Below are 23,314 nucleotides of genomic sequence, written 5' to 3'. Positions count from 1 at the left end.
CCTACGGGATTTGTCGGGTTGGGAAGGTATGGACCCGGAAGCCGGACGTCAAGCTATCGTGGCACGGGAGAGGGCTGCCCTCACGATGTCGGGATCGACTGACATCAAACGGGGCACGCGGGTCCAGAGGACGGCGGTCTCGATCCGGCGGTCGGGGTAGATGGCGGCCAGCATGTGGGCATAGGCTCCAAGCTGGCGAAGGATGCCTTCGGGGACCTGCGCCTGCGACGCGGGGACGACGGCGTTCGATTTGTAGTCGATGACAAGGATGCGGTCGGGCGCGATGACCAGCCGGTCGATGCTGCCAGCAAGCGTCCGGTCGCCCCAGGGGGCAGAGACGGCGACCTCGGCCAGCGTATCGGGGCCGAACAGCGGCGCGAGGTCGGGGTGGGACAACACCAACTGCGCCTCGGCCAGGGCTGTGGCGCGGTGCGCGTCGTCCAGCAGCGACGCGGCCAGGGCGGGCCAGTCGGCGGCCGGGCGACCCGGCAGGCGCTCCAGAAGCAGGTGCAGCGCGGTTCCCCGGGCCTTGGCCTCGGCATCGGACTCGCCCGGCAGCGCCTTGGCCCCGCCAAGATCAGAGGGCGACAGGACCTGCAGCGGGCGTAGGACCTCGGGCGCTGGGGTCAGCGTCCAGACGGGAAGCGCGACTGAGGTTTCGTAGGTTCTGGTGCGGGGGATGGGCAGGGGCCAGTCCCCGGCCTGGTGACGCAGGACGCCGTCCGCGATGGTCTTGGCCCCGGCGGCCTGAACCCCCTCGCGGATCAGGTTCATCCAGCTTTCGGCTTGCGAGGTCTTGCCCGCCCCCGCCACCACCAGCCAGGTGCGCGCCCGGGTCATGGCGACATACAGAAGCCGCAGCCGCTCTGCCGCGTCGCGGGCCTGCCGTGACGCGCGTTCGGTGGCGATCACCGGGGGGCTTTCCTCCTTGGCGACCTTCCAGACCGGGGCGCCATCGGGGATGCGGTAGATCTGGTCGCGGTCCTGCGGAATGCGGTCGCAAGTGTCGGGCAGGATGACGATCTCGGCCTCCAGCCCCTTGGCGCCGTGAACGGTCATCACGCGGATGCGGTGGCCCTCGCCATCCAGCTGGCGCTTCACCTCGACCTCGTCCGTCTCCATCCAGGTCAGGAAACCCGTCAGGCTTGGAACCTCGGAGGTCTCGTAGGACAGGGCCTGGCCGAGAAGTTCATCAATCCCGTCCTCGGCTTCGGGCCCCAGGCGGCCGATCAGCTTGCGGCGGCCGTCGTGGCGATGAAGGACGCGTTCGATCAGGTCATAGGGGCGCAGGAAATCGGCCTGGCCACGCATGTCGTTCAGGAAGGCCAGCGTCTCGGCATGGCCGGGATGGTCGCGCAGGGCTTCCCACAGATAGCCCTTGCGGGGGTGGGCCAGGCGGAAAAGCTCGGCTTCGGACCAGCCGCATAGGGGGGATCGAAGGACGGCGGCCAGTGACAGGTCATCCTCGGGCGTGTCAAGGAAGGACATAAGCGCGGTCAGGTCCTTGACCGCCAGCTCGCCGCCCAGCTTCAACCGGTCAGCTCCGGCGATGGGCAATCCGCGCGCTTTGCAGGCGCGGATGATCTCGTGGAACAGGTCGGAGCGCCGTTGGACCAGGATCAGGAAATCGCCGTAGTGGATGGGGCGCGGGCCGCCCCTGGCCTGCGGGATCTGCTCGCCACCCTCGACCCGGTCCTGAATCCATTTCGCGATGTCCCCAGCAAGGACGACGTTCGGGTCCTCGGGGTGAGGGGTGTCGATGGGCTGGAACCAGGGGCCGGGTTCGACCTTTTCCTCTTTCTCGATCACTGGCCAGATGTCGACGCGGCCGGGCAGGGCTTCGTTGAAGGCAAGGTGGTGCGATCCCCCGCCAAGCGCCTGGGCCTGAGCTTCGGTGAAGGTCCGGTCCACGACATCCAGTATCGCCGAGGACGAACGAAATGAGTGTTCCAGCGCGCTGTCCGCAAGGCCCGGCCCGCCCGCAAGGCGCAAGGCGAAATGCCCGCGCATCCGGTCGAAGGCGGCGACATCTGCGCCCTGGAAGGAATAGATCGACTGCTTCTTGTCGCCCACGACGAACAGGCTGCGGGGGCGTGTGCTGGCACCTTCGCCCGCGATCAGTTCTTCGGCCAGTGCCTCGATCAGCTCCCACTGTTCGGGGCTGGTGTCTTGCGCCTCGTCGACAAGAATGTGGTCAAGCCCCCCGTCCAGCCGGTACAGCACCCATGCCGCCAGCGCCGGGTCCTTGAGCAGACCCTTCGCACGGCTGATGAGATCGTCAAAGTCCAGCAGTCCCCGCGCGGCCTTGCGGGCGGCGTATTCCGGCAGGAAGCGGGCGGCAAAGTCGTGCAGGGCCAAAGTCTTTTCGGCCGCGGCACGGGCCTTTTCGGCGTCCCGAGCATCGCCGACGCGCTGCATGAAGTCGTCGAAATCGTGGACAAGGTCCCCCATTGCCGTGCGGACCTTGGTGGTCGGCACCTTGGCAAAGTTCGGCTGACCGTCCTTTTTCAGGAGCCAGTCGTACGCAAGGTCCAGGTCGGCCCGGCCCGGTGCATCCGCCCGCATGGTGGCAAGTGCTTCGGCCAGGGTCTTCATCGTCTCCGACCCGGCGCGCATCAGCGGCAGGCATTGCGCGATCAGCCAATCCTCGCCGCCGCGGAATGCAATCCGGACGAAATGGTCGTCGGTAAGGTCGGACGGCAGCCCGAACAGCCGGAACACCTCTTCCCGGTCAAGCGGCGTCTGGAACGCTGCGCGGTGGCTTGCAATCTGTTCGACAAGGGTGCCGAAATCCTCGCCGTTCTGCACCTCGGTCAGGCGGCGGACGACGGCGGCGTGGGGGCCATCGGCCAGTTCCTCGACAATCTCGGCCCGCATGTGCCGTGCGGCGCGGTCGTCCATCTCGGCAAAACCGGGGGGCACGCCGGCCTCAAGCGGGAAGCGGCGCAACAGGCTGCCGCAGAAGCTGTGGATGGTCTGGATGCGCAACCCGCCCGGAGTTTCGATGGCGCGGGCGAACAGCTGCCGCGCACGTTGCAGGCGGCGGGGGGAGAGGTCGGCCTCGCCCAACTCGCTTAGCGCGGTGCGAAGGTCGGCGTCGGGCTTCATCGCCCATTCGCCCAGCCGGCGGAACAGGCGGTTCTGCATCTCGGACGCGGCGGCCTTGGTGTAGGTCAGGCACAGGATGTGCTGCGGCTCGACGCCCGACAGCAAGAGCCGGGCGACCCGGTCGGTCAGAACACGGGTCTTGCCGGACCCGGCGTTGGCTGACAGCCAGGTGTTGCGGGCGGGATCGGCGGCCTCGATCTGGCGCTGGGCGGCGGGGGTCATGCCAGATCCTCTGGCACCGGGTCGGCGGTCAGGTCCCATTCGCCAAAGCGCGACAGGTGGTCATAGTCGCTGGCATCCCGCACCGATTCCAGCGCGCGGCGGGCCGTGTAGCCCTGGTCGGGGCGGGCATAGGCGGCAATCAGGCGGGCGAAATCGGCCCAGACCTCGGCCACCTGACCGGGGTCCAGCGTGACCTCCTGCGTCTTGAGCTGCGCCTTCAGGCCGACGTAGACCACCCGAGCGACCTCCTCGGCGTCCAGGCCCTTGAAGGCCCCTTCTTCGGCCATCGCGGCCAGAAGCAGAAGCTGCTTGTCGAAATGCTGCTGCTGTTTCGGCGTGGGGGGTTCTCCGGTCTTGTAGTCGATCAGCAGAAGCCGCCCATCCTCCAGCCGGTCGATCCGGTCGGGTTTGCCAGTCAGCGTGAAGTCCAGGCCGGAAACCTGCACCGCGCCCTTCTCCTCCACCAATACCGGCACCCCGCCGGTTGAGGCCGAGAAAGCCAGGAAGGCGTCGGCGGCCTTGGCGATACGGGACAGCCAGATGGTCCGCGCCAGGGGCCAGGCGACCTTTGCGGAGATGACCGTTTTGGCGATGGCCATCAGGGCCTCCCGATCCCCGCCGCCCTGACGCAGGAAAAGCTCCAGGATTTCGTGCAGCACCACTCCGCGCAGGCGCGGGTCCGGTTCGGGCCGCAGGGGGTCGAGCGGTTTCAGCTTCAGCACATGGCGGGCGTAGATCGCGAAAGGGTCGCGGATCAGCGTCTTGATTTCAGTGACCGACAGGCGCTTTGGCCGGGCCTCAAGGGGCGGGACGGGCGAGGGGCGCGTCGCGGGCGGAATCTCGGGCGCGCTGTCGAAGGCGGTGGCCATGTGCAACCAGTGGTCACCCCGTGCCTGCATCGCTTTCAGCGCCTCGGGTCCGTTGCGTTCGGGCAGACCCGCCATCAGGTTCACCAGCCGGTTCAGCCAGCGCGAGGGCACGGTTTCCGCCTCGGCCCCGCGTTTCGAGCGTGACAGGACCACACGCCGCGCCGCCACGGCCTGCTGGTAGTCGTGCGCCGAAAGCCCGATCCGGCGTCCGGGCAGCAAAAGCCCCGCCTCTTTCCGCATGGCGCGGTTCAGCCAAGGGTCGGGCGGCGGCTGGCTGGGCCAGATCCCATCGTTCAGCCCGCCCAGGATCACCAGGTCGGCGCCTTGCACCCGCGCCTCAAGCGTGCCCCAGATCATGATGCCGGGATGCACGCTTTCCGTCTCGCGGACTTCGTGGCGCTGCAGGACGCCCTGGAAGACGCCCATGTAGTCCAAGGGCGACATCTCGCCCCCGGCATCGGCCTCGGCCTGCAGTTCGGCCAGGGCCTTCGCAGCCTCTTCCCCCGCCGCCTTGTCCCAAAGACCGCCTGCCCCCGTCTCGGCAAAGCCCCGGGCAAGGGCCTGGGTCAGCGAAAGGTGAAGCGTGACGAAATCGGCCAGCGGCATCCGGCGCATCGCCTCATGCCCGCAAAGGGTTTCGCTGACGATCCGGGCCCAGTCCTCCGCGCGGTCCAGGCGCTGCTTTCCGGCCCAGTCGCGGATGCTGTCCGCCGTGGGAAAGGCCGGTCCGTGGCGTCGCAGGTGCAGCTCGAACTCGCGGGTCAGGATCAGGTGCGGGCCGCGTCCCGGACCCGAGAAGGCCAGCGGATGCTTCAGGATCGCCAGCAGAGCGTCGCCGGTCAGCTTCTGGCCGAACAGCGCCGCGACCTGTCGCATCAGGCGGCCGGGGGCCGAAAGCGCCAGTGGACGACCTGCGGAATCGTCGGGACGGATGCCCCAGCGGTCCAGTGCCGCCGTGACGCGGCGGGTCAGGTTGCGGTCGGGGGTGACAAGGGCGGCCCTGGTGCCGGTTTCGGCGGCCTCGCGCAGGATCAGCGCGATGGCCAGCGCCTCGGTCCGCTCGCTGGGGGCTTCCAGCAGCGTCAGGCCCTGGGTCGCGGCGATCAGGTCAGGCAGGCGTGGTCCCTCGGAAAGCCACTGGTCGGTGATCGGCGCGGGGCGAAGCGACAACGAGATCAGACGGTTGCGGTCCGCTGCCGGGGCCGCCACGGCAGTCCAGGGCTGGATGGTCGAGCGGTCACGGCCCAAAAGGTCCATCAGCTTGCGATAGCGATACTGCGGGTGATCCTCGGCGGTCAGGGCGTCGTCCATGCTGTCCCAGACCTCGGCGGGCAGGTCGAAGTCGAACCCCGGCAGGACCACGGCACCATTGGGCAGACCGGCCAGCACCTGCATGAGCAGCGCCGTGGTCCCGCGCGACCCGGTGGAGCCCGCAAGGATCACCGGGTGCAGCGGCGGAGCGTGGGTCCAGCTTTCGCCGACAGAGGTCACGGCCTGACGCAGGACCGCCTCGGCATCCGCAGCCTCGCCCGCCAGCACCTCCGAGACGATGCCCAGGAAGGCCTGCATCCGCGCCCAGTGGGCCGAGTGGTTGGCGACATCCAGCCCGGCGATGCGGTCGGGGGTCACACCCTCGCCCTGCATCTCCTCCATCAGCGCGGCCAGGCTGTCGGACAGATCGTAAAGCGCGGTGCGCGGGAAATGCGTGGTCCCTGTGGCAAGCAGGCGGTCCAGAAGAACCGACAATTGCAGCCGCCGCCGCAGGGGTGAGATCGGGCGGGGCAAGGTCAGGTCGGCCAGCGCCGCGACCTCGGTGACCAGCAGGATGCGCGGCAAAAGCAGCGCGCCACGGGTCTGCAGACACTCCACCACCCGTCGCCGCATCCGCTGGGTGTTGACGATCAGCGTCACCCGCGCCAGCGCCTCGGGCGGCTGGCCGTCCATCCGCTGCATCAGCCCCGCGACCAGTTCGGCCGGGAAGTCGACGCCGGGGGGCAGGGCGAAAAGCGTGTCAGCCATGCCGGGCAGACTGGATCAGGCGTTCGGCCTCGACAATCCCTTCCGGGTGGCCCACGTCGCACCAGTCGCCGTCATGGACCAGGCCGAAGGCGGTGCCGGAGATGATCATCTCGGTCCAGGTCTTGTTCAGCGAAAAGACGGCGTCGGGCGTGGCCGCGATGCGCGAGGTCTGCAGGATCTGCGCGCCGATGTAGACGTGGTCTTCGCCGCCCTGTCCCCGGTCGATCCGGCCGTCCGGGGCAAGGCGGAAGTCGGCCTTCGATCCGTGGGCAAGGGTGCGGTGCAGCGGCAAAAGCAGCAGGAGCGCCTCCATCCGTGCCGGGTCCCAGGATTGGGCAAGCTGGGTCAGGGGGTTCGCCCCGGTCCAGATGCCGTCGCTGTTCAGGATCGCCACGGGTCCGTCCCCCAGAAGCGGCAGGGCGGCCTTCAGGCCTCCGCCGGTTTCCAGGATGGTCCCCGCCTCATGGCTGATCGCCACATTGCGGCCGGTCAGATGAGCGGCCATCTGATTGGCAAGGTAATGCGTGTTGACCACGGTGCGGGTCACACCCGCCTGCAAGCCGACCTCCAGCGCGTGGTCGATCAGCGGCTTGCCCGCGACGGGGATCAGCGGCTTTGGCCGATCTTGCGTCAGCGCGCCCATCCGGGTGCCGAACCCGGCGGCGAAGATCATCAGCGGGAAGGGGAAGCCGGGCATTGCTGTTCGATCTTCTGCAGGATTTCCGGGGTGGGTAAGGGAAGCGTTGCGTCGCAGATCGCGCGCAAATCGGCAAGGGCGGGGTGGGAGAGGTTCCTTTGCAGCTGACCCCAGACCCTTGGGACAAGTCGAAGGTAGCCGGGCTTTCCGGCCAAAAGGCAGAGCCGGGCGAAGACGCCCAGAATGCGCAGGGCGCGCTGGGCGCCCAGCACGGCATAGTGAGCGGCGAAGACCGTCGGGTCCTCGCCCCGCGCGGCGACGAAGCGCGCGATCATCGCGGCCTCGGTCGCGGGCGCGACATCGCGGCGGGCGTCCTGGAGAAGCGAGACCAAGTCATAGCCGGGCTGGCCCAGCTGACCCAGCTGGAAGTCCAGAACCCCGACGCGCCTCACCCCCTCGCGCCCCGGAAGCCAGAGCAGGTTTTCGGCATGATAGTCGCGCAGGATCAGGACGCGTGGGCCGTCGGCATGGGCGTGCAGAGCGGCGGTCAGGGCGGCGGCGAAGGGCGTGGCGTCGGGTTTCTGCCCGGTCGCGGCGAAGGCATACCAGTCCAGCGCGAAACCGGCGGCACCGGCCCAGTCTTCGGCGGCAAGGTCCGGCAAGCCAGAGGGCGGCGTGGCGCGTTGCAGGTGAAGCAGGACATCGACGGCGGGGGCATAAAGCTCGGCCTCGCGGGCGGGGTCGGTCTGCAGCAGCCTGGCAAAAAGGTCGTCGCCAAGGTCCTCCAGCAGAAGGAGACCGCGGCCAAGGTCTTCGGCCAGGATTGTGGGGGCCGAAAGGCCAAGGTGGCGCAGATGCTGTGCCATGACCGAAAAGGCTGCCGGGTCGTCTGCGCCGCCCGGTGGGTTGTCCATCAGGACCGCCGTGGCCGCACCCAGACGCAGGCGCTCATAGCGGCGGTCCGAGGCATCGCCGGCCAGGTGGCGACGGGCGGCTTGACCCCAGCCAGCGACGGAAAGGAAGGCCGTGATCTCGGCTGCGCGATCAGTCATTGGCCAGCGCCTTGGCCAGTCCGTTGCGTCCACCTGTGAGAACAGCCCGGCGTCCATCACCCTTGGCCTCCAGCCGAAGGCGCAGCGCATCGGGGGGCACATGCGTGCCCAGCCGGTCGGGCCATTCGACCAGGCAGATCGCCGAGGCGAATGCGTCATCAAGGCCAAGCTCCCAGACCTCGTCGGGGTGGGTCAGGCGGTACAGGTCGGCGTGCCAGATATCTGCGCCGGGGGCTTCGTAGACCTGGACCAGAGTGAAGGTGGGCGAGGGGACCTCTTCCTCGCGGCCCAAGCGGGAGCGGATGAAGGCGCGGGCCAGACAGCTTTTCCCGGCCCCGATCGGACCTTCCAGCAGGATGACATCGCCGGGCTGCGCCAAAGTGGCAAGGCGGTGACCCAGCGCCTCGGTGTCGGCGGTGGACGGCAGGTCAAGGGTCAGGGCGCTGGACATGGCGCGACTGTAGCGGTGCCGCCCGCCGCTGCAAGCCTCAGGCCGAGAGGAGGCCCACGCCGCCGGTGTCACGCACCGAGCTGAAGCTTACCGCGGCCTGGACGCGAAAGGTGATCAGCGTGGCACCACCGGTCAGCGGGCGGAAGCGGCACATCACCAGGCGTCCGTCCAAAAGACGCACCTCGCCCTCCCACGGCGTCCGGTCGCCCGAGCTGGTCACATAGTCGACGGCGTCATCCCACAGAAGCGTGGGCGCCGCGTGGTCCCGCCACCAGGCACACAGGGTCGAAACGCTGGCCTCGGACAGAAGGACCTGCGGGTCGTGCTGCCACAGTTGCGCATAGGCATGGTTGGACATCACCAGCTGCCCGCCCTGCGAGAAGACCGCCACGGCATCCTCGACCGCGTCGATGACCGACTGGCCCAGTTCCACGTCGGCCCGGTAGCGCCGGGTGCGCGACATTTCGTGCGAGATATCCTCGAACATGAAGGCCAGCGCGCCATTGGGATGCGGGCGCCCGATCACCCGGTAGGTCTGGCCGCCCGGCAGGCTCCAGGTTTCTTCGAACAGGCCCATCGTGGCCTCTTCCTCCAGCCGGGCCAGCTGCTTGCGCCAGCTGCGGTAATCGCGAGGCTCCGGGATCATCGCCTTGGCCCGCATCGCGTCCAGAAAGGCGTTCAGCGTGGGCCGCGAGATCAGCAGTTCGGGCGACAGAGTGGTCAGGTCGGTGAGCGCGGGGTTGAACATCTGCAGGCAGCGCGAGCGATCAAAGATGGCAAGTCCGATGGGCAGATCGGCGAAGGTCTTGGTCAGCGTCTGCATGAATTCGCGCAGCGCGGTTTCCGCCTGAACCGCCTTGTCGGCCGCAAGGGCATAGCACAGGGTTTCGTCGCCCGATGCCATCCGGACAAGGTCGAACCATTCCGCCCCGCTGGGCATCTGCAGCTTCAGGCGCGGCAGGCGGCCCTTGACCGGGTCCTGGGCGAAAAGCTTGGGAAGCGGCCAGGACAGGTCCTCGCCCTCGGGCAGAAGCTCGACCGCGCGGATGAGATAGGCATGATTCGCCCAGATCACAGAACCGTCGGCGGCTTCCTTCCACATCAGCACCGGCGCGCGGCTCAGGACGGCACGTTGCGCCATCACTTCCTGCTGCAGGGCCGCCGCCGTAGCGGCATCGCCGCGATCCGCGCGATCCTCCTGCCCGCTTTCGACCGTCAGCCGGATCAGACCCGAGACCAGTTCCGCCGTCAGGATCAGGGCAGGGGCCACGCCAGCCTGCGAGGAAATCCGCAGTTGGCCCGTGCGGGGCAGGGCTTCCAACCGTTCGGAAAGATTGGGGAAATCGGACCCGAAGCGCGCGATCAGCCGGGCCCAGGCGCGGCTGTCCTCCCCCTCGGGCAGAAGGGCGCGACCGGCGGGCGAGGCATCGACCAGACGCTCACCATCGAAGAGATAGGCGACGCGCGACGGGGACGCATCGAAGATGCTGGCCGCCGGTGCCGGCCGCCGGGACTGCCAGGCGACCAGCAGCACCAGACCTGCCATCGCGACCAGAAACGCGCTTAGCATCATTCCCAACGCCATCGACCATTCGACTGCCATCTTGACCCTCGGAGTTTCACCCGTGGGATCAGGCTAGGCTGCAATCGGTTAATTGGCCGTTAACTGCGCTTCATCCTTCGATCCGCGTGTTCTGGCCCAGGCCGCCTTGCGTCGTTGGTGCGATCAGGTCGGCGGCGTCCCAGACCGCCTCGACCACCGCGCCCGAGCGTTCGGGGCGCTCCTTCGGGGACAGGAAGGGGTCGGTCGCATTGGCGAAGGACAACTCGGCGCCGGACCGCTCCAGCAGCGTCTTGGCGATGAAAAGTCCCAGGCCCATGCCTTCGTATCCGGGCCGTTTCTCGGCCTCGGGGTCAGACCGGCGGGCGCGGACGAAAGGGTCGCCGATGCGACCGATCAGGCCCGGAGGGAAGCCGTCGCCATCGTCGGTGATCCGCACGATGATGCGCCGCGCGGTCCATTCTCCCTCGATCCAGACGCTGGACCGGGCGAAGTCGACAGCGTTCTGCACCAGGTTTCGCAGCCCGTGGATCACTTCGGGTCGGCGCAGGATCGAGGGCTGTTCCGTCTCTCCGTCATGGGTGGGCGCAAAGGCGAAGTCCACCCGCTTGCCGCGCGACAGATGCGGCTCGGCGGCCTCGCGCACCACCGCCGAAAGCGGGGCCTGCCGCAGGTGGAGGTCGTCCTTCCCCGCCCGTCCCATGTCGCGCAGGATGTCCCGGCAGCGGTCGGCCTGCGCGCGGATCAGGCGGGCGTCCTCCTGCAACTCGGGCTGGGCGTCCAGCTCTTCGATCAGTTCGGCGCTGACCAGCTTGATGGTGGCAAGGGGCGTGCCCAGTTCATGCGCGGCGGCGGCGACCACGCCTGCAAGGTCGGTCAGCTTCTGTTCGCGCGCCAGGGCCATCTGGGTCGCCAGGAGTGCTTCGGACATGTGCCGCATCTCGGTCGCCACCCGGCGAGAATAGAGGCCGAGGAAAAGAATTCCGATCACGATCGACAGCCAGAATCCGAAGGCGAAGATGCCCGGGATCACCAGCGCCGTTCCGTCAGCGAAGCGCAGGGGCAGGTGCCAGGCCGTCGCGGCAGAGACGGCAAGGATCGCCAGGGCGCCAAGGACAAGGGTGAACCGCAGGCGAAGCACCGAGGCCGAGATGGTGACGGGCGCCAGCACGAGGATCGCGAAGGGGTTGGTCAGGCCGCCGGTCAGGAAGATCAGGAAGGCCAGCTGCCCAAGGTCGAACAGAAGGGTCAGAAAGGCCTCGGCCTCGCTCAGCCGCCGGGTCTCGGGGAAGAGCATGATCAGGACAAGGTTCGCCACCACCGACAGCCCCACCGCCAGCGCGCAAAGGCCCAGCGGCAGTTGCAGCCCGTAGACCTGGCTTGCCACCAGGATCGCTGCGACCTGCCCGGCAATCGCCATCCAGCGCAACAGGATCAGCGTACGCTGACGGACCATGTGGGCGCCGACGTCGGTGACCGGGAAGCCGGGGAATGTCATGGTCATGCTGTGACCGGTTGTCCTTTCCAGGGGTTTGCCATTGTTAAGGGCGCCCTGTTCGTAGATCAATGCGACCCGTCAGCCAAAGGAGCCACGCCATGAGCAAGCTTTATGCCGGAGTAGCCGCCGCCGCGGTTGCGGCCCTGTTGGGGGGATCGTTCCTTTACATCCAGATGCAGCGCGGCGGGGACCAGTTCGCCCAGTGCCGCCAGGGGGTCGCAGGGGGCGACATCGGCGGGCCCTTTACCTTGGTCAACACGGCGGGCCAGACCGTGACCGAGGCGGAGGTGCTGACCAAACCCTCGCTTGTCTATTTCGGCTACACCTTCTGCCCGGATGTCTGCCCGCTGGACATGGCCCGCAATGTCGAGGCCGTGGACCTTCTGGACGAACGCGGAATGGATGTGACCCCGGTCTTCATCTCGATCGACCCCGAGCGTGACACCCCCGATGCGCTTGCCGATTATGCGTCAAACATGCACCCCAAGCTGATTGCGCTGACCGGATCGGCGGATCAGGTGCGGGCGGCCGCACAGACCTACAAGACCGTCTACAAAAAACGCGAGACGGGCGACGAATACTATCTGATGGACCACATGACCTTCACCTATCTGATGCTTCCCGGTGAAGGCTTTGTGGATTTCTTCCGCCGCGACATTACCTCTGAGCAGTTGGCGGAAAGCGTTGCTTGTTTCGTTGAGGCAAGCAAAGCTGCGCCTTAAGCCTTTAAGGAAAGAGCATGACGGAAGAGCCTATTGATCTTGGACCGGATCCGACGCTGCTGTTGGTCGACGATGACGAGCCCTTTGTGAAGCGGCTTGCCAAGGCGATGGAAAAGCGCGGTTTCCTGACCGAGACGGCGCAAAGCGTGGCAGAAGGGCGCGCCAGGGCGATTGCGCGCCCCCCGGCCTATGCGGTGGTGGACCTGCGGCTTGAGGATGGCAACGGGCTTGAGGTGATCGAGACGCTGCGGGAAAAGCGGCCCTCGTGCCGGATCGTGGTGCTGACCGGATACGGGGCCATTGCGACGGCCGTGGCGGCGGTGAAGATCGGGGCCGTCGATTATCTGTCAAAGCCCGCCGATGCCAATGATGTCACCAATGCCTTGCTGGCGCGCGGGGGAAATCTGCCGGTAGTGTCGGAAAATCCGATGTCCGCAGACCGCGTTCGGTGGGAGCATATCCAGCGCGTCTATGAAATGTGCGACCGCAATGTTTCTGAAACAGCGCGCCGTCTTTCGATGCATCGGCGGACCTTGCAGCGGATCTTGGCAAAAAGAAGCCCGAAGTAGACATCAATTCTTGCGCATGTAAGGTTTCAGGCCTATTGATGTCCCGTCTTTATCCGAGGGGGATCAGACATTGAACCTGGACTTGAATAGCCTGTCTCTGAAAGAGCTGAAGGATCTGCAATCGCAGGTTGCAAAGGCGATCTCGGGATACGAAGACCGCCGCAAGCGCGAAGCCTTGGCGGAACTGGAAGAAAAGGCGAAGGCAATGGGCTTTTCGCTGGCCGAGTTGACGGGGGTCACGGCCGGACGGAAACGCTCGCCTTCGGTGGCCAAATACGCCAATCCGGCGAACGCGGCGGATACTTGGTCGGGCCGCGGGCGCAAGCCGCGCTGGTTCTCGGAAGCGATGGCCAAGGGCAAGAAACCGGAAGATCTGGCGGTCTGACCGTCAGCCTTGCGCTTTCAGCCACCTGAGAAATGCCCGGGCCGCAGCCCGCTTTGGCCCGGGTAAAACCACGATGAAATAGGCTGGAAGCTTGTCCTTGCTTTCATGCACGATCCGCAATCGACCTTCGGCCACATCGGATTCGATCAGCGCCACGCTTTCCACCACCAATCCCAATCCCTGTCGCGCTGCCGCAATCGCCAATTCCTCGTTGTTGATATCGGTGCTGCTTAAAGTTGTCGGTTCCAGTCCCAACTGGCGCAGATACGCATCCTGTTCCGCCCAATTCGGCGCCAGAATCCATTCCATCCGTGCCAGCTCTGCGACTGTCGGGTCCCGGTCCCCGATCAGCGACGGTGCCCCCGCAATCACCAGCCGGGCCGAGGTCAGGTAGCTCGCCTCGACCCCCGGCCAGTCGCCGTTGCCGTAGCGGATGCCCAGGTCCATCCTCTCCCGGTGCAGGTCGACGACCTTGCTGTCGGGATGCAGCGACAGGCCAATGTCCGGGTGCTGCTGCCAGAAGTCCTTGAGCCGCGGCATCAGCCATTGCGCCGCAAAGCTGGCCGTCAGCGTCACGCGCACCGGGCGGTCCGCCTCGCCCGCGCGCAGGGCCTCCAACCCGCGCTGGATCGCCCCGAAGCCTTCCCCCAGCGCCTCGGCCAGCTGTTCGCCGTCCGCCGTCAGGCTGACCCCGCGCCCTTCGCGCTGCACCAGCGGGCGACCCAACGTCTCCTCCAGCGCGCGGACCTGCTGGGCCACGGCGGCATGCGTGACGTTCAGCACCCGCGCCGCCTGGCTGAAGTTCCGCAGCTCGGCCGTGGCCGCGAAAGCCCGCAGCGCGGTCAACGAGGGAAGGCTGCGCCAGTCCGTCATATGTTAGGCTGCCTTACGGTTCGGAATTCTTCCTGAATCGTATCACGCAAGATTTCATGGCAAAAGGGATCATCGAAAGCCTGAAAGGAGAAAGGCCATGTTGAATATCTTTGCCGATGCCCTGCTGATCGCAGCCCGGTTCAAGCACACGTCCGACGACTACCTGCCGCGCCATTACCCGCGCCGGTCCCCGCGTGAGTTTCAGGATGACGAGGGCCTGCGCACCTCTGACCACCTGCGGCATATGGGCCGCTGATGCCCGGCTGTCAGCACGCGTCAAGCAGTCTTGCCACGGTCGAGACATAGTCCGCCCGCACCTCTGCGGGCGGACGAAGCCTTATTTCCAGCCGATGCACCAGTTCCGGCACGGGCCGCCCAAACAGCTTGTCGGCCTCCACTTCCCGAAATCCGGCGATCCGCACGGCCTCCAGCCAGGCTGAAACCTTGTCCGCCGCCTTGATCGCCTTCTTGATCGGAGCGGGTAAGACCGCAGGCAGCCCAAAGCGCAGGTGCACCGCCGCTGTCAGCCGTTCGTCCAAAGCCCCATACCCCGGCCCCACGGCAGCCTTCACCGGGCTGATCATGTCGCCGATCACGTATTCGGGCGCGTCGTGCAGCACCGCCGCCAGCCGCCACTTCGCTGCGATGCCGGGGTTGGCCCGCACGAAAATTTCTTCCACCAGCAGCGAGTGTTCGGCCACCGAATAGGCATAGTCCCCCCGCGTCTGCCCGTTCCAGCGCGCGACAAAGGCCAGGCCATGCGCGATGTCTTCGATCTCGATATCCACCGGCGTCGGGTCCAGAAGGTCCAGCCGGCGGCCCGAAAGCATCCTCTGCCAGGCGCGGGGTTGTTTCATTTTGTTTCGTACGGATTTGGAAAGCGAGAGAGATAGCGCAACAAGCGACGTCGCATGGCCATGAAGCGCAATGCCATCCAGACCATAGGCCGGGGCGAGCGTAATACACCAAGTTCGAGGGTGTTACCTGTCTTCGATTCAGGGAAATGACGATCAAGAAACGATTCGTACGCAATACGGATACGGACGGGACAACGACCCTTCGGATCGTTCCAGGGCTTGGTGCCGCCGAAGAAGTGCAGAATCCGTGCGCCCGTCCAATCTGTGAAAAGCGGATACTTTGATGGAAGCTGCCAGTTCCAAACGGGTGACAACTCTGTCCAATTTCCGTCTAAAGCAAGATTCAAAAGGGACTGGTCATGATGGATCACCAAGTCCGGACGCGCTACCGCGATTTGCAACGCACGCTCCAGCACCTGACTGGACAAATATGCCGCGATGTCGATCAGCAAGAATCCACTATTGAAGTACTTTCTAAACCCCTGCCCTGAAATGGAAAACTCCTTGATCTTCCGGTTTGGTCGATACCACTGCTGGACATCAAGAACTGCCGCCACGGGTCGGCCAGCCATATCGACTTCAAATAGATCTGACAGCCCCCCGACCTCGATAAACATGTCACTGTCGAGGTAGATTATCCGGTCGTAGGCCCCCGCCAGAATATGTGGTGCCCACATCCGCAGATAAGCCGATCTCGCAAGATGGGTGACTTTAAGTTGGTCGTACTCTGCACTGGCGAACGGCTCTGGCACGACAAGACGTATTTCTGAAAAGTATTTGGGAATCTCAAGGGGTGAGGTCGAGATAAGACATATATCGTAATCCCGATCAACCTCGTTCTGATGCAGCTGGTTCGCCAGGAACAATGCAAAGGGCAAGAATTGTTGATCCACACAAAGGACCACCGCCTTCCGAAGCGCCAATTTGGCTGGTGTGCTTGGTTCCATCGGAATCTTTCGGTTTGAGGCCTGGCCGAGATAGTGGTAAGTCCCCGCGGACTCTATGAGGGACCATCATGCCGAACGACTACATCGTCAAGGACATCGCACTGGCCGAGTTCGGCCGCAAGGAACTGACCATCGCGGAAACCGAGATGCCGGGCCTGATGGCCTGCCGTGAGGAATTCGGCGCCGCGAAGCCGCTGAAGGGCGCGCGCATCGTCGGCTCGCTGCACATGACGATCCAGACCGCCGCGCTGATCGAGACGCTGGTTGCCCTTGGCGCCGACGTGCGCTGGGCGTCCTGCAACATCTTCTCGACCCAGGACCATGCTGCCGCCGCCATCGCCGCTGCGGGCATCCCGGTTTTTGCGGTGAAGGGCCAGACCCTGACCGAGCATTGGGATTACCTCGACAAGTCCTTCATGTTCCCCGAAGGCGCGAACATGATCCTGGACGATGGCGGCGACGCCACGCTGTACGTCCTTCTCGGTGCCCGCGCCGAAGCCGGGGAGGAAATCATCCCCGTTCCGCAGTCCGAGGAAGAGGAAGTCATCAAGCTTCAGATCGCCAAGCGGATGAAGGAGACCCCCGGTTTCTTCACCAAGACCAAGGCGGCGATCAAGGGCGTCAGCGAAGAAACCACGACGGGCGTGCATCGCCTGTATGACCTGCACAAGAACGGCCAGCTGCCCTTCCCGGCGATCAACGTCAACGACAGCGTCACCAAGTCGAAGTTCGACAACAAGTACGGCTGCAAGGAATCGCTGGTCGACGGCATCCGTCGCGCCACCGACACCATGATGGCCGGCAAGGTCGCCGTGGTCTGCGGCTATGGCGACGTGGGCAAAGGCTCGGCCGCCAGCTTGCGCGGCGCTGGTGCGCGGGTGAAAGTCACCGAAGTTGACCCGATCTGCGCGCTGCAGGCTGCGATGGACGGCTATGAAGTCACGTTGCTGGAAGACGAAGTGTCCTCAGCCGACATCTTCATCACCACCACCGGCAACCGCGACGTCATCCGCATCGAGCATCTGCGCGAGATGAAGGATATGGCCATTGTCGGCAATATCGGCCACTTCGACAACGAAATCCAGGTTGCCGCCCTGCGCAACCACAAGTGGACGAACATCAAGGAACAGGTCGACATGATCGAGATGCCCTCGGGCAACCGGATCATTCTTCTGTCCGAAGGCCGCCTCTTGAACCTTGGCAACGCCACGGGTCATCCGTCCTTCGTGATGTCGGCCAGCTTTACCAACCAGGTGCTGGCGCAGATTGAATTGTGGACCAAGGGTCAGGACTACGCGCCCGGCGTCTACATCCTGCCCAAGGCGCTGGACGAGAAAGTCGCCCGCCTGCACCTGAAGAAGATCGGTGTGAAGCTGACCGAACTGCGCAAGGACCAAGCCGACTACATCGGCGTCAAGGTCGACGGGCCGTTCAAGGCCGACCATTACCGCTATTGATGGAAAGCTCCGGCCCGGTTCGTCCGGGCCGGGCTTACACCTGCTGCGCGGCGTCGACCGTCTGGGCCGTGACGGTCTGCGTCTCGACTGCGGCCTGAGCAGGGGCCTTCTGGGTCATCAGGCCCCAGAGGAAGCCGCCGGTAAAGGACTGAAGTCCCAGCGCCGACAGCACTGCGACCAGCGAGGCGGCACGGGTGATCGTGCCAGGGTCGATCGGACCGAAGCCGTTCGCCGCCCAGTGCCCAACCGCGGCGATGGTGGCGATCAGCGCCAAGCCCATGAACACCGCCCCGCCCTTGCAGGCGCTTTCGACCGAGAGCCGCTCACGCAGCCGTTCGAACCGGGGCGAGGTTGGCAACAGGTTCATGCGCACCGCGAACTGCCGGGCCAAAGCGTGGAACCACATCAGCTGGAAGCCGATGATGATGAAGGTCGCGGCAAAGATCATCGCGCCGGTGTCCAGCGTCAGCGCGCCCAGGTCCAGCGGCCCGAAGAGAAGCGGCAGGAACAGCACCGAACCCAGCGCGAACAGCAGCGCACCGGGATACAGGAACAGGCTGAACGGCGCGAAGGTGAGGAGAAGCTTCAGGTGCCGCCAGCCGTCGTGCCAGGTCCGAAGGTGAGGTTTGCGTGACCGGCCGTCGGGCTTCAGCGTCGTCGGAACCTCGACGATCTTCAGGTCGGCCATCGCGGCGCGCATCACCATTTCCGGGCAGAATTCAAGCTGCTCGGTGATCAGGTTCAGCGCCAGGATCTTGTCCCGGACAAACCCGCGCAACCCGCACTGGAAATCGCCGACCGGCGCGCCGTACAGCACCCGCCCGATGAACGACAGGACCGGGTTGCCAAGGTAGCGGTGCAGGAACGGCATCGCGCCGGGTTCGATCCCGCCGCGGAAGCGGTTGCCCATCACCAGATCGGCCCCGCCGCGCAGCGCGTCGACAAAGGCGTCAAGGCGCGAGAAGTCATAGCTGTCGTCGCTGTCGCCCATGATCACGAAGCGGCCCTTCGCCGCCGCGATCCCGGTGGAAAGCGCAATCCCGTTGCCGCGCCGAGGGGCCAGCACGACCCGCGCGCCATGCGCTTCGGCAATCTCGCGGCTGCCATCGGTGGACCCGTTGTCAGAGATCAGCACTTCGCCCTTGATGCCGGTACGCGCCAGAAAGCCCTTGGCCTTCTGGATGCAAGTGGCCAGGGTTTCCGCCTCGTTCAGGCAGGGCATCAGGATGGTCAGTTCCAGCATTGCCGAATCCTTGTCACGCCAATCCGACCGACTGGCCGCCATTGAAGCAGAATTGACCGCGCAACTATGCCAGAAATGCGGCGGAATCCGGCAGGAAACGGGGTTTTGCGGGCCCAATGTCTTGGAAGCGAAGGATTTCCGCCACAGGGATGACTGTTTCCCGCGGCAAGTCTATCTCTGGCAGCGATCTTCTTTCGCCGCCGAACGCGAAACAGCCAACCCGTGAGCCTTCTGTGACGCCCCAAACCGAATCGCGCCCTTTGCTCATCTGGTGGATCTGCCTGGGTGCCATCGCCCTGATCGTGCTGAACGCCCTGCGGACCTGGCCCGAGGTCGGTCGCCTGCTTTTCCTGTCTGACAATGACGACCTCATGCGCCTGGTGCAGGTCCGTGACTGGCTGGGCGGGCAGGACTGGTTCGACACTCGCCAGTATCGGGTCCTGCCGCCCGAGGGCATCTCGATGCACTGGTCGCGCTATGTCGACGCCGGGATTGCCGCCGTGCTGGTCCCCGCTTCGTGGGTGCTGCCGATGCCGCAGGCCGAGCTTCTGACGATCGTGGTCTGGCCCAGCCTTCTGGCCTGCCTCATGGTGCTGCTGATCGGTCTGGGGACCAACCGCCTTTTCGGCCCGCTGGCGGCCCTTGGCGCGCTGGTGGTGTTCCTGACCTGGGGCAAGCTGAGGGGAGAATTCACTCCCCCCCGGATCGACCACCACAACATCCAGATGCTGTGTACCACGGCGGCCTTCTATCTGGCGGTCCTGCCCGGACGTGAGCGGCTTTTTGGTGCCCTTGCCGGCCTTGCGACGGCGCTTTCGCTGGCCGTGGGGTTGGAGATGCTGCCGATCCTGGCGCTGATCCCCGGTTACATGGCGTTGCGCCATGCCTTCGATCAGCCGGGGTCTGATCGCTGGCTCCTGGGCTATGGCATCGCGCTGGCTGTCGGCTCTCCCTTGCTGATGGCCGGACAGACCGCCCCGGCCGCCTGGGGGGTGATGTATTGCGATGCGTTGGCCCCCCCGGTGCTGGCGCTTGCGGCGACGGGGATCGTGGCGACGCTGGTGCCGGTCCTGGCCGGTCATGCCTTGCGCGGCCCGGTTCTTCGCATCCTGACAATGGTGGTCCTGGTCGCGCTTGGCCTCTGGCTGTCGTCCCCCCTGCTGTCGCCCTGTCTGGGAGGCCCCTATGCCAATGTCCCGCCCGAGGTCCGCAGCCTGATCGAAAGCCGCATGATCGAGGCGCTGTCGGCTTTCGAGCTGATCGGGGTGTTGCCCGACATGCTGGGCCGGTCCCTGCTGCCGCCGCTGGTGATCCTGCTTCTGGCCCTGGCAGCCGCGGTCGGGCTGTGGTCGCGCCTGGACGGAACGCAAAGGTCTGGCCTGGCGCTGGCCTTCCTGGTGGCGCTGGCCGGGCTGGCTGTGGCACTGCTGCAGATCCGGGCGACGACCCTGATGGTTCCCGCCCTGCCGCTGTTGGGCGGGTTCCTTGTCCATGCCTTCCTGCAGATCCCCCGCACCAGCGGCTGGAGGTTGCCCGCCGTCCTGGCGCTGGCAGCCGCGACGCCCACTGCAGTAGAGGAAGGCGTCTCCTCGGTCCTTGGTCGCGCCGCGCGCACGGCCCCGGTGACGGCCGATGTGCAGCCCACGCCCGCCCGGTCGCCTGCAACCTGCCGGAGCGCCGCCGCGATGGACGAGCTTGCCAGCCTGCCGACCTCGACCCTGTTTTCGTCGCTGAACCTTGGCACGACGATCCTGGCTTATACCCCGCATGCCGTGGCCGCGGCCCCCTACCACCGCAGCCCCGACGCGTTCTGGAACGGCATCGCTGCCCTGGAAAGCGAGGCGGACATGCGCCTGGCGCTGGCCCGGTCGCGAGCCGATTACCTGGTGCTTTGCCCCGTTGACGCAGCCAAACCCTATGCGGCCACCCTCCTGGGCGGAGCGCTGCCCGACTGGCTGACCGACGTCACCGGCGACCGCCAGAACCTGCGGGTCTACGAGGTCGACCAGGCGCAGCTGGCCAAGGCGGGACCATGAACACCGTCTTCCGCTTCCTGCTGGTGGGCGGGGCGTTGGCGCTGGTCTACGCGCTTTTGGCGGCGCTGGCGACGTCGCAGCTGCCCTGGCCCAAGGCCATCTCGGCCGCGGCGGCCTGGATCGCCTGCATTCCCCTGGGCTTCTGGTGCCACCGGCACTTTACCTTCACCGGCAGCGCCCGACGGCCCTTTGCGCTGGGCCTCTATGCCCTGACCCAGGTCCTTGGGATGGGCATCGGCGCGGGGACCAGCTTTCTGTTCGCCTCGGGCCGGTTCTGGCCTGACCTTATGGTCCACCTCTGCGCGTCGGCCCTTGCTGCGGTTGCAAGCTACGTCATCAACCGCAAACTGACCTTTCCCGAAGGCGGCGCGCCCTGACGCCGGTCATGCGGCGACATCACGCGACTGAGCCGTTGCGCGAGAAATTCCCCTTCCTTAACGGCAAGGCTGCAATTACGGTTCCTTCGTTAACGATCACCGTTCCAGTCAAGGGAGACAAGGATGGGCAAGAGGGACGAACTCATCGCCAAATATGCCGATGACCTGAAGAACAAGTGCAAAGTGACGCCGGACATGGCGCTGCTGACGAAAGTCACGATCGGCTGCGGCCCGTCGATCTATGACAACGACGCGCAGACCGTCGCGGCATCCGACAAGGACGAGCTGGAGCGGATCAAGGCCAACTTCCTGGTCAAGAAGCTGGGCCTGACGGATGGCCCTGCTCTGATGGAGGGCATCAACGCCGCCGTCGAGACCTACGGCAAGTCCGAGCGCAACAAGTTCCGCGCCGTGTTCTACTATCTGCTGGTCAAGCATTTCGGCCGCGAGGCCGCCTACAAGTAACTCTGCGCTTCCGAATTCAAAGGCCCGCGCCCGTCCGGCGTGGGCCTTTTGCCATGCATCCCTTCCCATTTGAGGCAAACCTTCAGCACTCGCGCCTTGCCGAATGGCGGGGATTCGGGGCATCACTCTCTGGTCAGGGCAGGACGCCCGGGACCCTTATACTACAGATCACGTGCGGTGCTTGGGGTGTGCGCGTGGGGTGGATGGAGGGTCCCGTAGGGGTGCGGGGCCCTCCATTCTTTTTTCCGGTTCTTGCTGTCCGAACGACCGCTGCCCTGCGCAGGCGTAGGGTGGGCGATCCGCCCACCTTCCTTCCAAAAAGGTCAGAGCCCCGATGCCCGCGTCGGTCTTTACCCTATCCGGCCCCGGACGCCACCGGTCTGGCCCCGGTCCAGAAGCAGATGGTCCAGGATGACACAGGCCATCATCGCCTCGCCCACCGGCACCGCGCGGATGCCGACGCAGGGGTCATGGCGGCCCTTGGTGATCAGGTCCGTGTCCTGCCCGCCTTGTGTGATCGTCTGGCGTGGCGTCAGGATCGACGACGTCGGTTTCACCGCGAACCGGCACACCACCGGCTGACCCGTGGAAATCCCGCCCAGAATTCCGCCCGCATGGTTCGACAGGAACTCCGGCCCGCCCGAGCCCATGCGGATCTCGTCGGCGTTCTCGACCCCTGTCAGCGCGGCCGATGCCATGCCCTCGCCGATCTCGACGCCCTTCACGGCGTTGATCGACATCATCGCCGACGCAAGGTCGCTGTCCAGCTTGCCATATAGCGGCGCGCCCAGGCCGGGCGGCACGCCTTCGGCCACCACCTCGATCACCGCCCCGACCGAGTTGTGCGACAGCCGCAGTGCGTCCAGATACTCGGCCCATTCCACCGCAGCCACCGCGTCAGGCACCCAGAACGGATTGCGCTCGATCTCGCCTGCGTCAAAGCGGCTCCGGTCGATCCCCTTCACCCCCATCTGCACCATATAGCCCGTGATCCTCAGCCCCGGCACCAGCGCCGCCAAAGCCGCCCGCGCCACGCCCCCCGCCGCCACGCGGCTTGCGGTTTCGCGCGCGCTCGACCGCCCGCCACCGCGATAATCCCGGATGCCGTATTTCTGGTGGTAGGTGATGTCGGCATGGCCCGGCCGGAACGCGCCAGCGATATCGCCATAGTCCTTCGACCGCTGATCCGTGTTCTCGATCATCAGCTGGATCGGGGTGCCCGTCGTATTGCCCTGAAACACCCCCGACAGGATGCGGACTTCGTCCGGTTCCTTGCGCTGGGTGGTGAACTTGTTCTGTCCGGGCTTGCGCTTGTCCAGCCAGGGCTGGATGTCGGCTTCGGTCAGCGCCAGGAAGGCGGCGAAGACCAGCGTCACCCAGGCATAGTTCGAGATCAGCTCGGCGCCGACGGCGATCATGATGCCGCGCAGGATGATGACACCGATGATGCCCCAGACGAGGGCACGGTACTGGTATTTCCGGGGAATGGCGAAATAGCCGAAGATCAGCGAGATGACGAAGACGTTGTCGATCGAGAGGACCTTCTCGATGATGTAGCCCTGGAAATAGCTCGCCACGGGGTTGGTACCGTCGCTGGTGACCAACGTGCCGTTCTGCCAGGCCCACCAGATGTAGCCGCCGAACAGGATCGCAATGAAGATATAGAAGGCGGAAAGCTTCAGGCTTTCAGCAACGCCAAGTTCGTGGTCGTCCTTGTGCAGCACGCCCAAGTCGAAGGCCATCAGCGCGATGACGATGCCAAGGAACATCAGCCACAGCCAGAGGGGCTTGCCCACGAATATCTCGAAGAGGAAATCCATCCTCACTAACCCTCAATTCGGGTGCGTCGAGAGGTCAGCCTTCTGAGGGGCAGGTTGCCGGGCATGACATCGAGCACGATTTCTCGATGCGGTCCGACATCACGAGCGCCAAACGAATTCGGCGTCGTCAGAGGGGCCCGGCCCGC

The 23,314-nt window shown here is 65.6% G+C and carries 21 protein-coding genes; 9 read left to right on the top strand and 12 right to left on the bottom strand.

Features of this window, described 5'->3' with window-relative positions:
- Positions 1 to 48 precede the first annotated feature (48 nt).
- From addA to regB, 7 genes are all read right to left on the bottom strand, one after another.
- Positions 49 to 3,330, bottom strand: a complete 3,282-nt coding sequence (gene addA / locus U1E69_RS05185) for a double-strand break repair helicase AddA (RefSeq protein WP_322243303.1) — start codon at positions 3,328 to 3,330, stop codon at positions 49 to 51.
- Positions 3,327 to 6,218: a double-strand break repair protein AddB gene (gene addB, locus U1E69_RS05180; RefSeq protein WP_322243302.1), complete on the bottom strand. Its 2,892-nt coding sequence runs from the start codon at positions 6,216 to 6,218 to the stop codon at positions 3,327 to 3,329. The genes addA and addB overlap by 4 nt, the downstream gene beginning before the upstream one ends.
- On the bottom strand, positions 6,211 to 6,915 hold the full coding sequence (locus U1E69_RS05175; protein WP_322243301.1) for a nucleotidyltransferase family protein: 705 nt from the start codon (positions 6,913 to 6,915) through the stop codon (positions 6,211 to 6,213). Before U1E69_RS05175 ends, addB begins: the two co-directional genes overlap by 8 nt.
- On the bottom strand, positions 6,891 to 7,907 hold the full coding sequence (locus U1E69_RS05170; RefSeq protein ID WP_322243300.1) for an aminoglycoside phosphotransferase family protein: 1,017 nt from the start codon (positions 7,905 to 7,907) through the stop codon (positions 6,891 to 6,893). Before U1E69_RS05170 ends, U1E69_RS05175 begins: the two co-directional genes overlap by 25 nt.
- On the bottom strand, positions 7,900 to 8,358 hold the full coding sequence (gene tsaE / locus U1E69_RS05165; RefSeq protein WP_322243299.1) for a tRNA (adenosine(37)-N6)-threonylcarbamoyltransferase complex ATPase subunit type 1 TsaE: 459 nt from the start codon (positions 8,356 to 8,358) through the stop codon (positions 7,900 to 7,902). Before tsaE ends, U1E69_RS05170 begins: the two co-directional genes overlap by 8 nt.
- A gap of 37 nt (positions 8,359 to 8,395) precedes the next feature.
- Entirely contained in the window at positions 8,396 to 9,961 is a 1,566-nt protein-coding gene (locus U1E69_RS05160; RefSeq protein ID WP_322243298.1) for a PAS-domain containing protein, read from the bottom strand.
- Positions 9,962 to 10,031: 70 nt separating this feature from the next.
- The gene (regB, locus tag U1E69_RS05155) at positions 10,032 to 11,417 is read right to left on the bottom strand and encodes a sensor histidine kinase RegB (protein ID WP_322243310.1); all 1,386 of its coding nucleotides are present in this window, start codon (positions 11,415 to 11,417) and stop codon (positions 10,032 to 10,034) included.
- Between the two features lie 98 nt (positions 11,418 to 11,515).
- Between regB and U1E69_RS05150 the strand changes: the two genes are divergently transcribed.
- From U1E69_RS05150 to U1E69_RS05140, 3 genes are all read left to right on the top strand, one after another.
- Positions 11,516 to 12,139, top strand: coding sequence for an SCO family protein (locus U1E69_RS05150; protein WP_322243297.1), 624 nt, complete (start codon positions 11,516 to 11,518; stop codon positions 12,137 to 12,139).
- Between the two features lie 17 nt (positions 12,140 to 12,156).
- Entirely contained in the window at positions 12,157 to 12,708 is a 552-nt protein-coding gene (locus U1E69_RS05145; protein WP_322243296.1) for an ActR/PrrA/RegA family redox response regulator transcription factor, read from the top strand.
- Between the two features lie 70 nt (positions 12,709 to 12,778).
- Entirely contained in the window at positions 12,779 to 13,093 is a 315-nt protein-coding gene (locus U1E69_RS05140) for an H-NS histone family protein (RefSeq protein ID WP_322243295.1), read from the top strand.
- Between the two features lie 3 nt (positions 13,094 to 13,096).
- Here the strand turns inward: U1E69_RS05140 and U1E69_RS05135 are convergent, their stop codons facing one another.
- Positions 13,097 to 13,966, bottom strand: a complete 870-nt coding sequence (locus U1E69_RS05135; protein WP_322243294.1) for a LysR family transcriptional regulator — start codon at positions 13,964 to 13,966, stop codon at positions 13,097 to 13,099.
- Between the two features lie 97 nt (positions 13,967 to 14,063).
- Here U1E69_RS05135 and U1E69_RS05130 point away from each other — a divergent pair, with 97 nt between their 5' ends.
- Positions 14,064 to 14,222, top strand: a complete 159-nt coding sequence (locus U1E69_RS05130; protein ID WP_322243293.1) for a hypothetical protein — start codon at positions 14,064 to 14,066, stop codon at positions 14,220 to 14,222.
- A gap of 10 nt (positions 14,223 to 14,232) precedes the next feature.
- On the opposite strand, the gene U1E69_RS05125 is transcribed toward U1E69_RS05130, so the two are convergent.
- Together U1E69_RS05125 and U1E69_RS05120 are read right to left on the bottom strand one after the other, a co-directional pair.
- The gene (locus tag U1E69_RS05125; protein ID WP_322243292.1) at positions 14,233 to 14,823 is read right to left on the bottom strand and encodes an HD family hydrolase; all 591 of its coding nucleotides are present in this window, start codon (positions 14,821 to 14,823) and stop codon (positions 14,233 to 14,235) included.
- Positions 14,820 to 15,770: a glycosyltransferase family 8 protein gene (locus U1E69_RS05120; protein WP_322243291.1), complete on the bottom strand. Its 951-nt coding sequence runs from the start codon at positions 15,768 to 15,770 to the stop codon at positions 14,820 to 14,822. Before U1E69_RS05120 ends, U1E69_RS05125 begins: the two co-directional genes overlap by 4 nt.
- Before the next feature lie 68 nt (positions 15,771 to 15,838).
- On the opposite strand from U1E69_RS05120, the gene ahcY reads away from it, so the two are divergent.
- The gene (ahcY, locus tag U1E69_RS05115) at positions 15,839 to 17,227 is read left to right on the top strand and encodes an adenosylhomocysteinase (protein WP_322243290.1); all 1,389 of its coding nucleotides are present in this window, start codon (positions 15,839 to 15,841) and stop codon (positions 17,225 to 17,227) included.
- Positions 17,228 to 17,261: 34 nt separating this feature from the next.
- On the opposite strand, the gene U1E69_RS05110 is transcribed toward ahcY, so the two are convergent.
- Positions 17,262 to 18,470, bottom strand: coding sequence for a glycosyltransferase family 2 protein (locus U1E69_RS05110; protein ID WP_322243289.1), 1,209 nt, complete (start codon positions 18,468 to 18,470; stop codon positions 17,262 to 17,264).
- On the opposite strand from U1E69_RS05110, the gene U1E69_RS05105 reads away from it, so the two are divergent.
- The 4 genes from U1E69_RS05105 (at position 18,454) to U1E69_RS05090 (ending at position 21,348) form a co-directional block, all read left to right on the top strand.
- Positions 18,454 to 18,696, top strand: a complete 243-nt coding sequence (locus U1E69_RS05105) for a hypothetical protein (RefSeq protein ID WP_322243288.1) — start codon at positions 18,454 to 18,456, stop codon at positions 18,694 to 18,696. The genes U1E69_RS05110 and U1E69_RS05105 overlap by 17 nt on opposite strands.
- A gap of 7 nt (positions 18,697 to 18,703) precedes the next feature.
- Complete coding sequence (locus tag U1E69_RS05100; protein ID WP_322243287.1) at positions 18,704 to 20,506, top strand: hypothetical protein; 1,803 nt, start codon at positions 18,704 to 18,706, stop codon at positions 20,504 to 20,506.
- Positions 20,503 to 20,883, top strand: coding sequence for a GtrA family protein (locus U1E69_RS05095; RefSeq protein WP_322243286.1), 381 nt, complete (start codon positions 20,503 to 20,505; stop codon positions 20,881 to 20,883). The genes U1E69_RS05100 and U1E69_RS05095 overlap by 4 nt, the downstream gene beginning before the upstream one ends.
- 123 nt (positions 20,884 to 21,006) lie before the next feature.
- Positions 21,007 to 21,348, top strand: coding sequence for a DUF2853 family protein (locus tag U1E69_RS05090; RefSeq protein ID WP_322243285.1), 342 nt, complete (start codon positions 21,007 to 21,009; stop codon positions 21,346 to 21,348).
- Positions 21,349 to 21,698: 350 nt separating this feature from the next.
- On the opposite strand, the gene aroC is transcribed toward U1E69_RS05090, so the two are convergent.
- Entirely contained in the window at positions 21,699 to 23,090 is a 1,392-nt protein-coding gene (aroC, locus tag U1E69_RS05085) for a chorismate synthase (protein WP_322243309.1), read from the bottom strand.
- Positions 23,091 to 23,314 lie beyond the last annotated feature (224 nt).

The organism is Tabrizicola sp. (genome assembly GCF_034366665.1).
Lineage (GTDB): Bacteria > Pseudomonadota > Alphaproteobacteria > Rhodobacterales > Rhodobacteraceae > Tabrizicola.
This window is presented reverse-complemented; position numbering and strand designations above follow the sequence as displayed.